Genomic DNA, 18,128 nt, shown 5'->3' with positions numbered 1-18,128 from the left:
GCCATCGCATCGAACGCAGATTCACCCAGCGACAAAGCTCAAATGTGGGAGCTGTCGAGCCCCGGCGAGGCTGCGAAGACGGCGGCACAGGCGAAACATAAACCACCTGAACCACCGCCATCGCAGCGGCTTGGCGCACTTACCCGGCGTACACCGGGTAATCGGTATAGCCCAGCTCAGAGCCGCCATACATGCCCTCAGCCCGCAGCGGGTTCAATGGCCAGCCGTTGAAAAGCCGCTGTGGCAAGTCCGGGTTGGCGATGAACGGGCGACCGAATGCGATCAGGTCTGCCAGCCCCGCCTCCAGCAGCTTTGCACCGCGCTCAGCGGTGTAGCGCCCGGCGTAGATGATCCGTCCGCTGAAGGTGTTGCGCACCGCCTGGCGGAAGGTTTCCGGCAGGTCAGGCGCGTTGTCCCAGTCGGCTTCGGCGATGGACACATAGGCAATGCCGGACGCCTCCAGCACCTTGATCGCCTCGATATAGGTGTGATGCGGGTCTTCCTCCACCAGGCCGATATACACGCGGTCCTGATCAGTGCCGCTGAACAACGGCGAAAAACGCACGCCAAGACGCTCCGGCCCGACCACGGCCGTCACTGCTTCAACGATTTCGCGCAAAAAGCGCAGGCGATTGTGCAACGAGCCGCCGTATTCGTCGTCGCGCTGGTTGGCATGGGCAGAGATGAACTGGTTGACCAGGTAACCATTGGCAGCATGGATTTCCACGCCGTCAAAACCGGCGTCCAAGGCATTGCGCGCAGCCTGTGCGTAATGCCCAACCAACTCCTCAATCTCCAGCACGCTCAATGCACGCGGCACCGGCGGCTGTTTCAATTCACCCACGCCGGGGCCGGTTTCGATAAAGGCTTTCGCCTGCTCCGCCCGCAACGCAGAAGGCGCGACCGGGGCCAACCCTTCTGGCTGCAGGGCGTTATGGGACACACGGCCGACATGCCACAGCTGAGCGAAAATCACCCCGCCTTCGGCATGCACCGCCTCGGTGACTTGGCGCCAGCCGTCGATCTGCGCGGGCGTGTAGATACCCGGCGTCCACGCATAGCCCTGGCCGCGAGGTTCGATCTGTGTGCCTTCACTGACCATGAACCCGGCGCTGGCGCGCTGGCGGTAATACTCGGCCATCAGGTCGGTGGCGATATCACCCGGTTGCGCACTGCGTTGACGGGTCAAGGGCGGCAGCACAACCCGGTTATTGAGGCTGTGATGCCCCAGCTTTACCGGGGTATTTAAAACACGCATGGTCATGAGTAAAAGTCCAAATTCAGGGCGAACAAAAGCATTGGCGGCTCTTGAGAGCCGCCAATGCCTGCAACGGTTAGTTAATTTAAGCGGTGAGTTTCAGCAGGGCCTTGGCCACATCGCTGGAGCTGGCAGGGTTCTGCCCCGTCACCAGCAAGCCATCTTCAAGCACAAAGGACTGCCAGTCGGCGCCCTTCTCATACAGGCCACCGAGTGCCTTGAAATCATCTTCAATCAAAAACGGCACCACATCGGTCAGGCCCACGGCGGCTTCTTCGGAATTGGAGAAGCCCGTCACACGACGGCCTTTCACCAACGTTTCACCGTTGACTGCCTTGACGTGACGCAGCGCACCCGGCGCATGGCAGACAAAACCAATCGGCTTACCGGCGCGCTCAAAGGCTTCGATCAGCGCGATCGACGCTTGCGATTCGGCCAGGTCCCACAATGGCCCATGACCACCTGGGTAAAACACCGTGTCGAAGTCGGCAGCATTCACCGAGTCCAGCTTGACCGTGTTGGCCAGGGCCTGCTGCGCGGCCGAATCGGCGGCAAAGCGCCGGGTATCGTCGGTTTGCGCATCCGGCTGGTCACTGACCGGGTCCAGCGGTGGCTGACCACCGGCCGGCGATGCCAGCACCAGTTCGGCACCGGCGTCCTTGAAGGTGTAATACGGAGCGGCAAATTCTTCGAGCCAGAAGCCGGTTTTACGACCGGTATCGCCCAGCTGGTCGTGAGAGGTCAGTACCATTAATACTTTCATTTTCCAGTGCCTCGATCGATGGGTTGCAATAGGTGTTGTGTGAGCAGCAGCGCCTCATCAAACGGCGCGGATGTTCGGGTGATCTTGCTCATGACGCTGGTCCCCAGCCACAACGCATACAGGCGCCGGGCCAGGCTTTCGGGGTGTGGCTGTGCCTGCAGCGAGCCGTCTTCAATGCCGTGCTGCAAGGCCTGGGCAAGCAATTCAATGGTGCGTGCAGTGCCGCGCTGCAGGGCCAGACGCATCGGCTCTGAAAGGTCTGACACCTCGGCACCGAGTTTGACGGCAAGGCATTTGCCCGTATCGGTGCAGCCGGTCTGGTTGTCGACCCAGGAGTGCCAATAGCGCATCAACTTGGCGAAACCTGACACTTCAGGCTGATCGAACAACTGCTGCATGCCGTTGACGTAGTGGTCGAAGTAGCTGTCGAGCAACACCACGCCGAAGGCATCCTTGGAGTTGAAGTAGTGATAGAACGAGCCTTTGGGTACTTCGGCGGCTTGCAGTATTTCGTTCAAGCCCACCGCAGAAAATCCTTTACGGCCGACAATCACTTGCGCCGTGTCAAGAATCGCCTGCCGGGTACTTTTAGTTTCGTTGTTCATCACGCTTCCCGTCCGATTAGACCAGTCGTCTAGTTCGTTGAGGGGATGTTAGGCGCCACGCACACCTTCAACAATGTCAGATGCGCAAGGATTCCGGACATGCCACAAAGCCGGTTGCCGTTTACCCGACACCCGCCGACAATCGCCACTCCCGTGCCCTGGCCCGCGTTTTTTGGAGAACAATGATGCACAGCGTTGCGCTGATGGTTTACCCGAACTTTCAATCCCTGAGCCTTAGCCTGGGCTCGGTATTTGAATGCGCGAACCTGCTGCGCGGCGAACCGGCCTATGAGTTTCACCTGGTGTCGGAAAGCGGCGGTGCCGTGATGACCTCCCAAGGCTTTTCGGTGAACACCACGCCGATCCGCGCGCAGGGCTATGACACGCTGATCGTCAGCGGCTATCTGGAATTTCGCTTGCCGGAAGCCAACCTGCTCGAACTGGTCAAGGCCGCCTCCGCCCAATCACGGCGCGTGGCCTCATTGTGCATGGGCATCTTCGTGTTGGCCGAAGCCGGCTTGCTCGAGGGCAAGCGCACCACCACCCACTGGATCCACGCGCCCGCCTTTCGCAAGCGCTACCCGCACATCCAGCTTGAGGAAGACAAACTGTTCGTGGTCGACGGCCAGATCTGGACCGGCGCCGGCATGAGTGCCGGCGTCGACCTGGCACTGACCATGGTCGAGGCTGACCTGGGCAGCGACCTGGCCCGGCGCATCGCCCGCAAACTGGTGATCGCCCAACGCCGCGGCAGTGAGCAGTCGCAATTGTCAGCCCTGCTGGAACTGGACCCCAAATCCGACCGCGTGCAGCTGGCCCTGGCCTATGCCCGCGAAAACCTGACCCACGACCTCTCGGTCGAAGCCCTGGCCGAGGTTGCCCGCTTGAGCCCGCGCCAGTTCAGCCGGGTGTTTCGCGAAGAAACCGGGCAAACACCGGCCAAGGCCATCGAATCACTGCGCGTGGAAGCAGCCCGGGCGATGATGGAAACCAGCCGCCACCCGGTCGAAGTGGTGGCCCGCGAAACCGGCTTTGGTGACCGCGAACGCATGCGCCAGGCGTTTCTGCGTGCCTTCGGGCAGCCGCCACAGGCCATGCAACAGGCCTTTAATGCAGGACCGCTCGCGTAATCAGGTAACTCACCAACTGCGGGTCATCCTCCAGCTCCAGGGTCTGCACCGGGCGCGGCAAATCATCCAGCACCGCACGCCAGAACGCCTGGGACACTTCATCCTGGTCATAGAAACGCACCAGCCAATCGGCCTGGCCGCTGCTCAACACCTGGGTGGCAATGGCACGGCCAATGCCTTTGCGGCGGTAGCGCTTGAGAATGAACAGGTCGGCCAGTTCCAGGGCGTCGATGCCTGGCAGTTCGCTGCCTTCGATCAGCAAGAAGCCGGCGATATAACCGTCCACCAGCAGCAGGTTGGCGCTCCATTGCGGGTCGTGCCAGTAACGGGTCAGGTGCTCATCGTGGATGTAGAAGCGGCCATCCGCCTCGACATCTTCCTGTTCCCAGTCCGAGGACTCATAGGCGTAATACTGGTAAAGGTTGCGGATCAGCTCGGACTCTTCGGGGCCAGTCTGGATCAGTTCAACGGTGGTTTCAGGCATGGGGCTCTCGGTGACAAAACGCAGGGCGCCATTGTTCACAAAACACGCGCGCAGGCCAATACATTGCATAACCTTTCTGTTTGCTGAACCGATTGCGGATTTGCCCCGTCCAACCGAAACTCCTGAAACATTTAGAATAAACTTCGTCAGCTTCGACCTTTTCCTCAAGGACCTCTATTTTGACCAACGTCTGTTCCGCCGGCCTGGATGTGGGCTTTGCCTCCCTGGATTACCTGCAGATTTTCATCCTGGGTGTGATCCAGGGCATTACCGAGCTGCTGCCGGTGTCGTCCACCGCCCACATGCGTGTGGTGCCCGCCCTGCTCGGCTGGCAAGACCCCGGCTCGGCGTTTTCGGCGGCGATGCAGTTGGCGGCGCTGGCGGCGGTGGTCAGTTATTTCTGGCGCGATGTGCGCCAGGTCACCACGGGCAGCATCGGTGCGGTACGCCGGGGCGACTACAACGACCCGTGGTTCAAGCTGGCGGTGGCGATTGTGCTGGCGACCATCCCCATCGGCATTGCCGGCCTGGCCTTGTCCTCGACCCTCAACAGCTGCAACTCGCCGTTGCGCGGCCTGATGGTGATCGGGATTTCCTGTGTGGTGATGGCGGTACTGCTGGCAGTGGCCGAAGTGCGTGCACGCCACACCCGGGACATGGGCCAGATGCGCCTGCGCGATGCACTGATTGTCGGGGTTGCGCAGATCGGCGCATTGATCCCCGGCGTATCGCGCTCGGGTTCGACGCTGACCGCTGCGCTGTTCCTCAACTTCAAGCGTGAAGAAGCCGCGCGCTTTTCATTCCTGCTGGGCCTGCCCGCCATCGCGCTGGCCGGTTTGAAAGAGCTGTGGGTGCTGCTGCACGCCGACATGCCCGCCCACGCCTGGCCGCATTTGCTCTTCGGCCTGGTGGTGGCAAGTATCTCGGCGTTCTTCGCGATCTGGGGCCTGATGAAGTTCCTGGAGCGGTTCTCCACCTGGCCGTTTGTGATTTATCGCGCGCTGCTGGGAGTCTTCTTGATTGTGGCGGTCAGCACCGGGTTGCTCAGTTAAGACCCCGGTTGACGGTCGGCCAGCTCTTCAAGCAAATCGGCCGAAGGCACAAAAAACAGGCCGCCGGTCACGGCGGTACTGAAGTCCAGCAAGCGGTCGTAGTTGCCGACCGGGCGGCCGACGAACATGTTTTCCAGCATCAACTCCAAGGGCTGCGGCGAGCGCGCGTAGCCGATAAAGTAGGTGCCGAACTCGCCGGCGCCTGGGCGGCCAAAGGGCATGTTGTCGCGCAGGATTTTTACTTCTTCGCCGTTTTGGTCGGTGATCACGGTCAGGGCGCTGTGGGAGTTGCTCGGTTTGGTCTCTTCATCCAGCTCGATGTCGGCCAGTTTGGTACGCCCGATCACTTTCTCCTGCGCTTCCACCGTCAGCTCGTTCCAGGCGCTCATGTTGTGCAGGTACTTCTGCACCAGCACGTAGCTGCCGCCTTCAAATTCCGCGTCTTCATCGCCGACGATGGTAAAGCCGACGGCCTTGCGCCCCACCGGGTTCTCGGTGCCGTCGACAAAACCGATGATGCTGCGCATATCGAAGTAACGGAAACCCTGGACCTCATCCACCACCTTGACGCTGTCGCCCAGGGCCACCATCAACTGCGTGGCCAATTCGAAGCACAGGTCCATCTGCTCGGCGCGGATATGCAGCAGGATATCGCCGGGCGTCGACGGCGCCATGCGCCCTGGCACGCCGAACTCGCGAAACGGGTGCAAGGCCGCCGGGCGTGGCCCGCCGAACAGCCGGCTCCAGGCATCCGAGCCGAACCCGCAGACGCAGGTCAGGTTGCCCGCCGGCACGCGCTTGCCCACCGAACGCACCAGCCCGGCGATATCGCCGCACCAGGCGCGCACCTGGTCTTCACTGCCGGGAGCGACGGTTGCAACCATGAAGATCGCGCTGCTGGTGATGGGATGGCAGACGGACTGCGGCTCAAGAGGTGGCTGAACAGGGCAAGTCTTCATGATGAAAGTCCACAGGCTAAGGGCGGTTTTAACCCGCGCAGATTAGCAGATCATCGCTGGCAGCTCTCCCACACCTGGCGAATCAGGGTCTTCAGCTTCAGCGCCTCGGCCCAGCGGTCGCTGATTTCACCGCCGTTTGCATCCGTGATTGCATAGGGCGGCGGGCCCAGCTCACAGGTGAACGACAGGCTATTGGGCGCATCGGGCCGGGCCAGCCAGTCTTCAATCCCGTAGCGCCACCAACCGGTAAAGCGTTCTACCCAGGCCTGGTGTTGGGGGAAACCCACAGAGACCTGCACCTGTTCACTGCTGGCCACTCGCCCGTGAAAGCCCCAGCTGTGGCGCAATATCGTGCGTATCTGCTCGTCGTCCTCGAACGCGCCCGGTTCCGGTAACTCCCGGCCGACGACGTAATGGGACAGGTCGGCGAGCAGTTTCAGGTCGGGCATCTGTGCGAGCAGGGCGAGGGTAAACAGCAGGTCGTTGGTAAGGCGGTAGCGATGGGTTTCCAGCAGGATCGGAAAGTCCACCTGTTCGGCCAGGCGCTGCCAGCCTTCGACCAGGCGGGCCGCCTCGGCCAGCGTGCGCGGGCGCACATCGGCCTGCAGGGTGAGGTGGTGGCAGCCGTAGCGGCTGATCACATCCAGCACGGCGGCCAGGTCATCCACCGATTGCGGGAACAGTTGGCCTTCGATCTGCAAGCCCCTGGCGCTGGCGGCAGCGTGCAGGCGCGCGACCTCGGCGGGTTTCCAGTAATGATCGGTGATGCCGTCGAAGCCGGCGGCGGCGATGCGATCGAGCTGAGCTTCCAGCGGCCCGGGTTCGGTCTGCATGGCCCAGAGGGATTGGAACACCAGCAATTGGCGCATATCAGCCTCGCAGCAAATGTTTAAGGGAAACATCCGGGTCGGCCAGGTCGGCCGTATTGAGTGCAATGCACGCGCTGATCAAGCGTTCGCACAGCTTGATGTCCTTGGCCACGCCATTGCCGAGCGCCCAGCCGCAAGCGCCTTGCAAATGCCCGTCGGTATCCAGGTGGAACAACAGCAAACCACCGCTCGGCAGTGCGCGGCTGACCGTCAGCGGGGTCATCACGCCAACGGTCTGCAAGCCCCAGTCGTACTGGTCGGACCAGAAACCCGGCAGCGCCTCGAACGGCAACTCCCGGCCCAGCATATTCAGGGCGGCGTGACGGCCTTGGGCTTCGGCATTGCGCCAGGTTTCCTGGCGTTGATACAGGCCACCCAGGCGAAACTCACACACATCGCCCGCCGCATAAATGTTCGGCGCACTGGTGCGCAGTTGCGCATCGACGCGAATGCCCTGCCCCACTTCCAGCCCCGCCGCTGCAGCCAGTTCGAGATTGGGTTGCATGCCAATGCCGACCACCACCCGATCACACGGCAAGCGCTGCCCATCGACCAGTTGCACCGCGTCGGCGTCGATGGATTCGAGTGCCACATTCAAGCGCACCTCAACGCCTTGCTGGCGGTGCAAATTCAGCAGCGCTGCGCTGATCACCGGCGGCAACACCCGGCCCGCCAAGCGTGGGCCAGCTTCAAGCACCGTGACCTGGCAGCCCAGGCCGCGCGCGGTCGACGCCACTTCCAGGCCGATAAAACCACCGCCGACCACCACCAGCCGCGTGCCGGGGCGCAAGGCGTCGCGCAGGGCCAGCGCCTCATCATGGGTGCGCAGGTAAAGCACGTTCGCCTGCTCCACAGGCCAGCGTCGCGCCCGGCCGCCGGTGGCCAGCAGCACACCGGCAAAGTCCAGCCATTGGCCGTCAGCCAGTTGCAGCCGGTGCTGGTGCGGCTCCAGGCGCGTAACCGGGTTGCCGACGATATGTTCGATGCCCAGCGCCTCCATGCGCTGGCCGTCACACAGGCTGCAACCCGCCAGGTCCGTGCTGCCTTGCAGCAAGCCCTTGGATAATGGCGGGCGCTCGTAGGGCAAGTGCGGTTCATCGCCGATCAGGATCAGGCGCCCGGTGTAGCCTTCTTCGCGCAAGGTCAGCGCCGCACGGCCACCGGCATGGCCGGCGCCGACGATGATCAGGGGGGCGTTCATGCTCACGCCGTCACGGCGAGCAGAACCCGCCCCGCTTCGACTCGCACCGGGTAGGTCTTGAGGTTGACGCACACTGGCGCGCCGAGGGCCTTGCCGGAGCGGTAATCAAAGCGCCCGTTGTGCTTGGGGCACTCGATCACGTGGTCCATCACCAGGCCGTCGGCCAGGTGGATTTTCTCGTGGGTGCACAGGCCGGCAGTGGCAAAAAACTCGTTCTCGGCCGAGCGATACACCGCGTAAGTGTGCGGCCCATGGTCGAAGCGCAGCACGTCTTCTTCGTCTATCTCGCCCACGGCGCAGACGTCGATCCATTGATCGTTCATGGCGTTGTTCTCTCTATGCATGGCCTTCCTAGTGGCGAGCGAGCTTGCTCGCGCCGGGCTGCGAAGCGGCCCCAAGGTCGGCAGTCGAGTATTGTCTGAAAGAATGCGGTGGTTTTTATTGGGGCTGCTGCGCAGCCCAGCGCGAGCAAGCTCGCTCGCCACTGTGAGTGGGGCGCTGCACGAAGTAGGTCGGATCGCTGCGCTGCTTCCAGATCGTCGGCAGGATTTCCTTGTACGCCTCAAGAATATTCGCGTACGGCGGCGGGCAGTCGCTGCGGATCTCTTCGTGCAGTTGCGCCAAGGCGTGGTACGGCACCATCGGGTACATGTGGTGTTCGAGGTGGTAGTTCATGTCCATGTAGATAAAGCGCAGCACGCGATTCATGTAGATGGTGCGGCAGTTGCTGCGATGGTCCAGCACATCCTCGGCCAGGCCCACATGCTGGGTGAGGCCGAACAGGTAGCCGAGCCAGGCGCCATACAGGCTCGGCAGGCCGACCAGCATCAGTGGCAGCCAGCTGTGCAGGTACAACGCGGTGCCGATCACCAGCGCATAAATGCCGACCCAGATCCGCGCAGCGCGGAACACCTTGGGCCATTCGGACTCGGGGATAAAGTCCTGTTCCTGGGCGCTCATCTTGCCGATCGCATGGCGCGCCACGCCGCTGAAGGTTTTCCAGGCCAGCGGCAGGTTGAACAGGCTCAGGCCCATCATCAACAGGCTCGGCGGGCGCGGCTCGACGATCTCCGGGTCACGCCCGACCACGATGGTGTCGGTGTGGTGCCGCGCATGGCTCCAGCGCCATACATGCGGCTCGAAAATGCACATGAAACTCGCCACTTGGTACAGCCCATCATTCATCCAGCGGGTCTTGAAGGCGGTGCCGTGGCCGGTCTCATGCCAACGCGGGTTGGACGCGGTGCCGTAGAGCACGCCGTAAGCCATAAAGAACGGCACGCAGGCCCACGAGCCCCAGAACCAGTAGCCGCCAAAACCCGTAACCAGCAGCGCCGACACCCACAGGGCCGTATCGAGCAACGCCGGGCCGTCGAGGCGCTGCATCAGTTCTTTCATGCGTTTGCGCGAGATCGGCGATTGATACCAACTGGCCGAGACCAGCCCCTTCTCTGCGGCGCGGGCAGCTTCCGGACCGGTGAGGCTGTAGTCGCGCCGGGCGCGGTGAGGCGTGTGTTCAGGCATTGTTATTGTTCTCCGCAAGCGTTGGGTAACAGGTGCTTTGCGAACCAACCATAGAGCGCGGATAAATCCGCCTCAAGGCCTTGAATCCATTCCCTATCAAGCTATCATCCAGGCCCAGCGAGGCTTGATAGTTTTCTATCAAGACGCTTGAGAGGCCTGTCATGAATAATAAACGCCCGACCATCGCCACTGTCGCCGCCCAGGCAGGCTTGAGTGTGGCCACCGTCGACCGCGTACTCAACGCCCGTGCGCCGGTGAATCCGCAGACCGCCGAGCAAGTATTCCAGGCCGCCGAAGCCGTGGGTTATTTTGCCGCACGGCTGATCGGCCAACGCATTCGTGAGCGGCGCCCCACCTACCGTTTCGGCATCCTGCTGCTGGGCACCGCCCAAGCGTTTTACGCCAACCTGGCGCAGTCGATCAGCACGGCCGCGCAGCAGCACGCTACAGCCAACCTGACCTGCCAGTTCGACTACATTCTCGACCGCACGCCCAGTGCCATCGCTACGCAAATCGAGCAACTGGCGGTGCAATGCGACGCGCTCGCCGTCGTCAGCTTCGCCCACCCGTTGATCAACGCCACACTGGCGCAAGTGCGCGAAGCCGGCGTGCCGGTGGTTGCGCTGCTCTCGGATATCCACGAACAAGCCTTGGAGCCGTATGTGGGCCAGGATAACCACGTGGTCGGGCGCACCATGGGCTGGCTGCTGGCGCGCACCTGCGGCGCACGCAAAGGCAGCGTCGGCATCCTGTTGGGCGGCCATCGCTTTCTCGGCCACCAGGCGCGGGTTGAAGGCTTGCACAGTTACCTGGCCGAGCATGCGCCGGGGCTCAAGCCGCTGGAACCGCTGATCAACCTGGACAACAGCGACATCACTGAAGAAGCCACCCTCGACCTGCTCACCCGCCACACCGACCTGCGCGGCCTGTGCGTGGTGGGCGGCGGCGGTGACGGCGTGATCAATGCCCTGGCGCAGCTGCCCAAACGGCCGGCGCTGTGCTGCATTTTGCAGGAGTCCACCGCGTTGTCGCGTGAGGCGCTGAGCCGAGGTTTGATTGATGTGGTGATGGACTCGCAGCCTCGGCAGACGGCGACCGCGCTGATCGAATTACTGGTGGAGTTGCAGGCCGCCGAGGCCTTCGATCCACTGCGGCACAGAGTGCATATCCCACCGCAGATCGTGACCTCGGAGAACCTGTCCAACTGATACACAACGATCAAAAACTGGCCCACCGCAATCGCAGGCAAGCCAGCTCCCACAGTTTGATCGAGTTTCAGTCCAAAATCGGTGTATTTCAACCGCCTCGGCCAGCGCAACGTGTGGGTGCAGTTCGAGCAGCGCTACAAATAGTTTGGAAGAATATGGAGGTCCAAAGGTGGGAGCGGGCTTGCCCGCGATAGCGGTGGGTCAGTTGCAAATTTATCGACTGACACTCCGTCATCGCAGGCAAGCCAGCTCCCACAATTTGCCCGGGTTTCAGTCCAGATCGGTGGCGTCGTGGCGCTCAGCCAGTTGCTCCTCAGGTGCCCCGGACACCCGATTCACCCGCCGCCCACGCTGCACCGCCGGACGTGCTTCAATCGCCTCGGCCCAGCGCAGCACGTGCTTGTACTCGTGCACCGACAAAAACTCCGCTGACGCGCCGTACAAACGGCCTTTGACCAAGCCGCCATACCACGGCCAGATCGCAATATCGGCAATGGTGTACTCATCGCCGGCAATGTACTTACTCACCGCCAGGCGCTGGTCGAGCACGTCCAGTTGACGCTTGGTTTCCATGGCGAAGCGATTGATCGGGTATTCCATCTTGCTCGGCGCATAGGCGTAAAAATGCCCGAAGCCGCCGCCCAGGTACGGCGCGCTGCCCATCTGCCAGAACAGCCACGACAAACACTCAGCCCGCGCAGCAGGCTCGGTGGGGAAGAACGCGCCAAATTTCTCGGCCAGGTAGTGCAGGATCGCACCCGACTCGAATACGCGAATCGGCGTGTCACCACTGTGGTCCATCAACGCCGGGATCTTGGAGTTGGGGTTGACTGCCACAAAGCCGCTGCCGAACTGGTCGCCATCGCCGATCTTGATCAGCCACGCGTCATATTCCGCGCCGCTGTGCCCCAGGGCCAGCAGCTCTTCGAGCAGGATGGTGACCTTCTGCCCATTCGGCGTGGCCAGGGAATACAGCTGCAACGGGTGTTTGCCGACCGGCAGTGCTTTGTCATGGGTCGCACCGGCAATGGGTCGGTTGATGCTGGCGAAAGTGCCGCCACTTTCGGTGTCCCAGGTCCACACCTTCGGGGGTAGGTAGTCGGTCATGCTCACTTCTCCTTGATTTGAGTACTGTTCGATGCAGCCAGTTGGGCCACGTTCCATCCGCCGCCCAGCGCCTTGATCAGGCCCACATTAGCGCTTAATTGCTGGGTTTGCAGTTGCAGCACACTGCGCTTGGCTTCCAGCGCAGCCACTTGGGCGGTGACCACATCCAGATAGGCCACGGCGCCCTGGCGATAACGCGAGGTCGACAGGTCTTCGGCGTATTGCGCGGCAGCGGCCGCGTCACGCTGGTCATCCAGGGCACTGCCCAGGCCCGCGATCTGCGACAGGTTGTCTTCCACTTGCTCGAAAGCGCCCAGCACCACGCCGCGGTATTTAGCCGCGGCTTCGTCAGTGGCGGCCTTGGCAATATCCACCTGGGCCTGGCGCGCGCCGCCATCAAAGATTGTGCCGACCAGCGACGGGCCGATGGCCCAGAACAGGTTGGGTGCGCTGAGCAAACGGGCAAACTCGTCACTCTGATAGCCGCCCTGGGCGCTCAAGGTGATCTGCGGGAACCATGCGGCCTTGGCCACGCCGATCCGCGCATTGGCCGACGCGATGCGACGCTCGGCAGCGGCAATATCCGGGCGGCGTTGCAGCAGGCTCGACGGCACGCCCGTGGGCACGTTGGGCAAGGCAATCGGCGCCACATTCACGGCGACGGTATAGGTTGAGGCGGACTCCCCCAGCATCGCCGCAATCGAATGCTCCAACACCGCCCGTTGCACCAGGCTCTGGTTCAATTGCGACTTGACCGTCGACAGCTGCGTGCGCGCCCGCGCCACGTCCAGCCCGGACACGATCCCGCCGCCGTGCAAGCCTTCGGTCAGGCTAAGGGCTTTGGTGTAGGCGTCGCGGGTCTGTTCCAGCAGTTGGTTCTGCCAGTCGATACCGCGCAGGCGGATGTAACTGTCAGCCAATTGCGCTTGCAGGCTCAGGCGTACCGACGCCAGGTCGGCCCTGGCCGCCTCCGAGTCACTGGTGCCGGCCGCAACCGTGTCGCGCACGCGGCCCCACAGGTCGACTTCATAATCCACCTCCAGGCCCAATGTCGCGGAGTTATAGACGTCCGGCGAGGTGGCCGAGCGCAGCGGTTTGGTGCCCGACTGGCGAATACGCTGGCCGCTGCCGATGGCCGAGAGCTTGGGGAACAGCCCCGAACGGTCCTGGGCCAGGAACCCCTGGGACTGCTGGTAATGCGCGAGTGCCGCGCTCAGGTCCGGGTTGTTTTTCAGCAACTGCTGCTGCATCGCATCCAGCTGCGGGTCGTTGTAGATGCGCCACCAGCCGTCTCGGTTGGCCTGGTCGTCGGGCGCGCCGACCGTCCACGGGCCTTGGGTGTGAAACTGCGCGGCGACAGGTGTTTGCGGCACTTCAAGCGGCGGCGCCAACGAGCAGGCACCCAGGCTCAAGGTGGCGAGCAGGCCCAGCAGGTTGCGCTTAGCCATGGGGTTTGGCCTCGACGGAAGCGGCAGCCAATTGCACCGAATCATCATCGGCCAGGCCATCCGGCGGCGTATCGATCACGCGGTCAGCCGCTTGCAGGCCGCTGGCGATCTCCACGCTGTCGCCAAAGTCACGGGCGATGGTGACGGTCTTGAAGTGCACATGGTCCTGGCTGTCGAGGGTGGCGACGCGCATACCCTTGTCATCGAACACCAGGGCACTGGACGGTACGCGCAGCACGTCGGCCTGCACCGGCAAATCAAACTGCACGCTGGTGTAGCCACCGGGCAGCAGGCGGCCGCCGGGGTTGTCCACCAGCAGTTGCACCAAGGTGCTGCCGGACGCGGCGTTGACCGCATCGGCAGTGGCGATCACCTTGCCGGTAAAGGTTTCGCCGCGATACTCCGGCACGCTCAGGCGCGCCGTAGTGCCTTCGCGAATCTGTGGCGAGAAGGTCTGCGGCACCTGCACATACACGCGCAGACGGCTGACCTCGGCCACCGCAAACAGCTCTTTGCCGGCGGTGCCGCCAGCGCTGATCAACGCGCCCACGTCGGTACTGCGCGCGGTGACCACACCGGCAAACGGCGCGACCAGATGCTGGAAGCCCTTGGTCGCCACCAACTGCTCGACATTGGCTTTGGCCGCCGTCACTTTGGCCTGCTTGGCGGTCAGGTCGCCGGTGCGCTCGTCGACGTCCTGGCGCGACACCGAGTCGGTCGCGAGCATCGCTTGCCAGCGCTTGGCGGTGGTGTCGGCCAGGTGTTCATCGGCCTGGGCCGAGGCCAAAGTGGCGCGAGCTTGCAGCAGTTGCTGGTCGAGTTCCGGGGTGTCGATTTCGGCCAATACCTGGCCGGCTTTGACGCGCGTGCCGATGTCGACATTCCAGGATTTCAGGTAGCCATTGACCCGGGCAAAGATCGACGCCCGCGAATAGGCTTCCATGCGCCCCGGCAAGTTGAGGACCGGGCCTTGCGCTTGCACCACCGGCTTGACCAGGTTGACGCTGGGCAGTGCCTGGGCGTCGGTCCAGGTCTTGAGGTCACGGGACTCACTGGCACGCACGCTCAGGCCGACACCGACGATGACCACCACCGTCACCCCGCCCACGATCAGCCACAGCAGGCCACGGGACGGCTTTTTTTCAGCAATAGAAACGGACATGTCAAACCCCTTGGGAAACGGTAGTCGCCAGCGTGGCGTGTTGGCGACGCCCGTGGACCAGACTGAAAATCAATGGCACCAGAATCAACGTGGCGATGGTGGCAAACGCCAGCCCGCCGATCACCGCACGGCCGAGCGGCGCGTTCTGCTCGCCGCCCTCGCCCAGGCCCAAAGCCATGGGCGCCATGCCGATAATCATCGAGATGGCGGTCATCAACACCGGCCGCAGCCGCGTGTAACCGGCCTCCAGCGCGGCCTGCACGGCATCGCCATGCACGGCCAGGCGCTCACGGCAGAAGCTCACCACCAGGATGGCGTTGGCGGTGGCCACGCCCATGCACATGATCGCCCCCGTCAAGGCGGGCACCGACAGCGGCGTATGCGTGACAAACAGCATCCACACAATGCCCGCCAATGCCGCCGGCAACGCGGTAATGATCACAAACGGGTCGGCCCAGGACTGGAAGTTGACCACGATCAGCAGATAGATCAGCACCACTGCGCCCAACAGGCCGAACAGCAAGCCACTGAAGGCCGCGTTCATGGTCTGCACCTGGCCCTGCAAAATCACCTTGGAGCCGGTCGGTACTTCACCGGCGTGGGCCGCGATGATTTTCTGGATATCGGCGGCGACGCCACCCAAATCGCGGTCCTGAATCGCCGTCAGCACCTCAACCACCGGCTGGATATCCGACTGGCTGAACACCGAACTGCTGTGGCTGCGCTGGATATTCGCCAGGCCGCCCAAGGTCTGGTCGGTGGCCGCGCCATTGCTGCCGCTCAGCGGCAAGTTGTGCAGTGCGGCCAGGCTTTCCAGGTTGTATTGCGGGGTTTGCATCACGATCGGGTAGGAAATGCCGTTGGCCGGGTTCAACCAGAACGTCGGCGCCACCTGGCTGGAGCCGGCAAGGTTGACCACAAGGCTGTTGGTGACATCACGCTCGGTGAGGCCGACCAACTGCGCACGGGTGCGGTCCACGTCGATATTGAACGTCGGCAATTGCCGCGACTGCTGGATGCGCGCATCCACCACCCCCGGCACCCGGCGAATATCACGCAGCAACGCGCTGGCATAGGTGAAGTTGCCCGCCAGGTTATTGCCGGTGATTTGCAGATCGATCGGTGCCGAAGACCCGAAGTTGAGGATCTGCCCGACAATGTCCGAGGCCGGGAACGAGAACACCGCGCTCGGGAATTCCCGTGGCAGGGTTTCGCGCAATTGGCGCATGTACTCGGCCGTCGGGCGATGGCCCTCGTTCAGGCTGATCTGGATATCGGCGTCCTGGGAACCCACGGTGCCGGTGTTGTTGTACACCACGTTGATACCGCTGATGGACAGGCCGATGTTGTCGACCAAGGCTTTGAGCTCCTGGGCCGGGACTTTGCGCCGAATCGCGTTTTCGATGTCGGCGATCAGGTGCGCATTACTCTCCACCCGTGTGCCCACCGGAGCGCGGACGTGCAACAGGATCAGCCCGGAATCGACCTCGGGGAAGAAGTTGCGGCCCAGGAACGGCACCAGTGCAAACGACACGGCGACAAACGCCAGCAGGCCAATCACCACCGCGCGACGATGGTGCAAGGCGCTGTGCAACACGCTGTGGTAACGCTCGCGAAAGGCTTCAAAACGCTTCTCGAAACCGCGCTGGAAATTCACCAGCGGGTTGCGCGACGGCGCAGGCCCGTGCTCGCCATGCACATGCGGCTTGAGCAGGTAGTTGGCCAATGTCGGCACCAGGGTCCGCGACAGCAGGAACGAGGCGATCATGGCAAAGATCACCGCTTCGGCCATCGGCACGAACAGGAAGCGCGCCACACCATCAAGGAAGAACATCGGCACAAACACGATGCAGATACACAGCAGCGAGACAAACGCCGGCGTCACGATCTGCGCCGCCCCGTCGAGGATTGCCGTCTGCACCGGCTTGCCCTGCTCCAGGTGCCAGTTGATGTTTTCGATGGTTACCGTGGCGTCGTCCACCAGAATGCCCACGGCCAGCGCCAGGCCGCCGAGGGTCATGATATTCAGGGTTTCGCCGAGGGCCGAAAGCGTGGCAATCGAGGCCAGGATCGCCAATGGAATCGAGGTGGCAATGATCACCGTCGAACGCCAACTGCCGAGGAACAGCAAAATCATCAGGCTGGTCAGCGCCGCCGCGATCAAGCCTTCACGGGCCACGCCGCTGATGGCCGAGCGCACGAACAGCGACTGGTCGCCGATCAAATCGATATTCAAGTTGGGCGGCAACGCAGCCTTGTTGTCGGCAAGCTTTTCCTTGATCCCGGCGATCACGCCCAAGGTCGACGCCGAACCGGTCTTGAGCACCGGCAGCAGCACCGAGCGGTTGCCGTTCACATGCACGATGTTGGTTTGCGGCGGGTTGCCGTCGCGCACGGTGGCCACGTCACGGATCAGCACGGTGGTGCCGTCGGCGGTCTTGATCGGCAGGTTTTCCAGGTCATGGAAATCCGACGGTGAGTTGTTCAGTTGCAGGTTGAATTCGTAGCTGCCGATCTTCTGGGTGCCTACCGGGGTGATCAGGTTCTGCGTGGCCAGGGCAGTGGCGACGTCCTGTGCCGACAGGCCACGGGCTTGCATGCGCGCCGAATCGAGGTCGATCTGTACCTGCCGGCTCTTGCCGCCAAACGGGTATGGCAGTGCTGCGCCGGGCACGCTGGTGAGCATCAGGCGCACCTGGTTCAGGCCGATATCACCCAAGCGCTGTTCGCTCAGCCCCGGCCCAGAGAGTGCAAGCTGCACAATCGGCACGGTGGAGGCGCTGTAGTTGAGCACCAGCGGCGGCACGGTGCTGGGCGGCAATTGCCGCAGGATCGCCTGGGACACCGACGTCACCTGGGCGTTGGCGGTGCTGATGTTGACGCCGGGCTGGAAGAAGATCTTCACAATCCCGTAGCCGTTCATCGACTGCGCTTCGATATGGCGAATGTCGTTCACAGTGGTGGTCAGCACCCGCTCGAACGGCGAGGTGATGCGCCCGGCCATCTGGTCTGGCGGCAAACCGGTGTACTGCCAGATCACCGCAATCACCGGAATGCGGATTTCCGGGAAGATGTCCGTCGGCGTGCGCCAGGCTGCCAGCGGCCCGACGATCAGGATGAAAATGGCCAATACCACAAAGGTATAGGGGCGCAGCAAGGCGATGCGCACGAGGTTGAGCATAGGAGGTGATCCAGACAGGAGATTGTTTGATCAAGCAGGCTTCGCCATGCCGTTTTCCCGCCTCGCCCCATGCACGTCCTGGGGTTTTTGTAACGACATCCCGGTCACAAAGAGGCATATGCCACGATATCGAACTTAGTGGCATACGCAACTAATTTGTTTCAAGCTGTCTCAGTT

The 18,128-nt window shown here is 62.7% G+C and carries 16 protein-coding genes; 3 read left to right on the top strand and 13 right to left on the bottom strand.

What is annotated here, in order from left to right:
- Positions 1–139: 139 nt before the first annotated feature.
- From AB4P96_RS14645 to AB4P96_RS14635, 3 genes are all read right to left on the bottom strand, one after another.
- Positions 140–1,264, bottom strand: coding sequence for an alkene reductase (locus AB4P96_RS14645; protein WP_099549181.1), 1,125 nt, complete (start codon positions 1,262–1,264; stop codon positions 140–142).
- Between the two features lie 79 nt (positions 1,265–1,343).
- Positions 1,344–2,021 carry a type 1 glutamine amidotransferase domain-containing protein gene (locus AB4P96_RS14640; protein ID WP_099549180.1) on the bottom strand — a complete coding sequence of 226 codons (678 nt, stop codon included), beginning with the start codon at positions 2,019–2,021 and terminating at the stop codon, positions 1,344–1,346.
- The gene (locus AB4P96_RS14635) at positions 2,018–2,626 is read right to left on the bottom strand and encodes a TetR/AcrR family transcriptional regulator (protein WP_099549179.1); all 609 of its coding nucleotides are present in this window, start codon (positions 2,624–2,626) and stop codon (positions 2,018–2,020) included. Before AB4P96_RS14635 ends, AB4P96_RS14640 begins: the two co-directional genes overlap by 4 nt.
- A 185-nt stretch (positions 2,627–2,811) precedes the next feature.
- On the opposite strand from AB4P96_RS14635, the gene AB4P96_RS14630 reads away from it, so the two are divergent.
- Positions 2,812–3,756 carry a GlxA family transcriptional regulator gene (locus tag AB4P96_RS14630; RefSeq protein WP_395600945.1) on the top strand — a complete coding sequence of 315 codons (945 nt, stop codon included), beginning with the start codon at positions 2,812–2,814 and terminating at the stop codon, positions 3,754–3,756.
- Here the strand turns inward: AB4P96_RS14630 and AB4P96_RS14625 are convergent.
- The gene (locus tag AB4P96_RS14625; RefSeq protein ID WP_026013489.1) at positions 3,734–4,240 is read right to left on the bottom strand and encodes a GNAT family N-acetyltransferase; all 507 of its coding nucleotides are present in this window, start codon (positions 4,238–4,240) and stop codon (positions 3,734–3,736) included. The genes AB4P96_RS14630 and AB4P96_RS14625 overlap by 23 nt on opposite strands.
- A 179-nt stretch (positions 4,241–4,419) precedes the next feature.
- Between AB4P96_RS14625 and AB4P96_RS14620 the strand changes: the two genes are divergently transcribed.
- Positions 4,420–5,292, top strand: a complete 873-nt coding sequence (locus AB4P96_RS14620; protein WP_099549168.1) for an undecaprenyl-diphosphate phosphatase — start codon at positions 4,420–4,422, stop codon at positions 5,290–5,292.
- On the opposite strand, the gene AB4P96_RS14615 is transcribed toward AB4P96_RS14620, so the two are convergent.
- From AB4P96_RS14615 to AB4P96_RS14595, 5 genes are all read right to left on the bottom strand, one after another.
- Complete coding sequence (locus tag AB4P96_RS14615) at positions 5,289–6,251, bottom strand: Dyp-type peroxidase (protein WP_395600944.1); 963 nt, start codon at positions 6,249–6,251, stop codon at positions 5,289–5,291. The two genes, AB4P96_RS14620 and AB4P96_RS14615, sit on opposite strands and share 4 nt — an antisense overlap.
- A 50-nt stretch (positions 6,252–6,301) precedes the next feature.
- On the bottom strand, positions 6,302–7,120 hold the full coding sequence (locus AB4P96_RS14610; RefSeq protein WP_017134584.1) for a sugar phosphate isomerase/epimerase: 819 nt from the start codon (positions 7,118–7,120) through the stop codon (positions 6,302–6,304).
- A gap of 1 nt (position 7,121) precedes the next feature.
- Positions 7,122–8,321 carry an NAD(P)/FAD-dependent oxidoreductase gene (locus AB4P96_RS14605; RefSeq protein WP_017134583.1) on the bottom strand — a complete coding sequence of 400 codons (1,200 nt, stop codon included), beginning with the start codon at positions 8,319–8,321 and terminating at the stop codon, positions 7,122–7,124.
- 2 nt (positions 8,322–8,323) lie between these two features.
- Complete coding sequence (locus AB4P96_RS14600; protein WP_017134582.1) at positions 8,324–8,644, bottom strand: MocE family 2Fe-2S type ferredoxin; 321 nt, start codon at positions 8,642–8,644, stop codon at positions 8,324–8,326.
- 115 nt (positions 8,645–8,759) lie between these two features.
- On the bottom strand, positions 8,760–9,845 hold the full coding sequence (locus AB4P96_RS14595; RefSeq protein ID WP_395600943.1) for a fatty acid desaturase family protein: 1,086 nt from the start codon (positions 9,843–9,845) through the stop codon (positions 8,760–8,762).
- Between the two features lie 161 nt (positions 9,846–10,006).
- Between AB4P96_RS14595 and AB4P96_RS14590 the strand changes: the two genes are divergently transcribed.
- Positions 10,007–11,053, top strand: coding sequence for a LacI family DNA-binding transcriptional regulator (locus tag AB4P96_RS14590; RefSeq protein WP_395600942.1), 1,047 nt, complete (start codon positions 10,007–10,009; stop codon positions 11,051–11,053).
- A 270-nt stretch (positions 11,054–11,323) separates the two neighbouring features.
- On the opposite strand, the gene yghU is transcribed toward AB4P96_RS14590, so the two are convergent.
- From yghU to AB4P96_RS14570, 4 genes are read right to left on the bottom strand one after another with little or no spacing between them, the layout of a single operon-like run.
- The gene (yghU, locus tag AB4P96_RS14585; RefSeq protein WP_017134579.1) at positions 11,324–12,160 is read right to left on the bottom strand and encodes a glutathione-dependent disulfide-bond oxidoreductase; all 837 of its coding nucleotides are present in this window, start codon (positions 12,158–12,160) and stop codon (positions 11,324–11,326) included.
- A 2-nt stretch (positions 12,161–12,162) separates the two neighbouring features.
- On the bottom strand, positions 12,163–13,608 hold the full coding sequence (locus AB4P96_RS14580; protein ID WP_236459124.1) for an efflux transporter outer membrane subunit: 1,446 nt from the start codon (positions 13,606–13,608) through the stop codon (positions 12,163–12,165).
- Positions 13,601–14,770, bottom strand: coding sequence for an efflux RND transporter periplasmic adaptor subunit (locus AB4P96_RS14575; protein ID WP_017134577.1), 1,170 nt, complete (start codon positions 14,768–14,770; stop codon positions 13,601–13,603). The genes AB4P96_RS14580 and AB4P96_RS14575 overlap by 8 nt, the downstream gene beginning before the upstream one ends.
- A gap of 1 nt (position 14,771) precedes the next feature.
- On the bottom strand, positions 14,772–17,951 hold the full coding sequence (locus AB4P96_RS14570; protein WP_395600941.1) for an efflux RND transporter permease subunit: 3,180 nt from the start codon (positions 17,949–17,951) through the stop codon (positions 14,772–14,774).
- Positions 17,952–18,128 lie beyond the last annotated feature (177 nt).

The sequence above is a fragment of the Pseudomonas sp. B19125 genome (genome assembly GCF_044218855.1).
GTDB lineage: Bacteria > Pseudomonadota > Gammaproteobacteria > Pseudomonadales > Pseudomonadaceae > Aquipseudomonas > Aquipseudomonas edaphica.
This window is presented reverse-complemented; position numbering and strand designations above follow the sequence as displayed.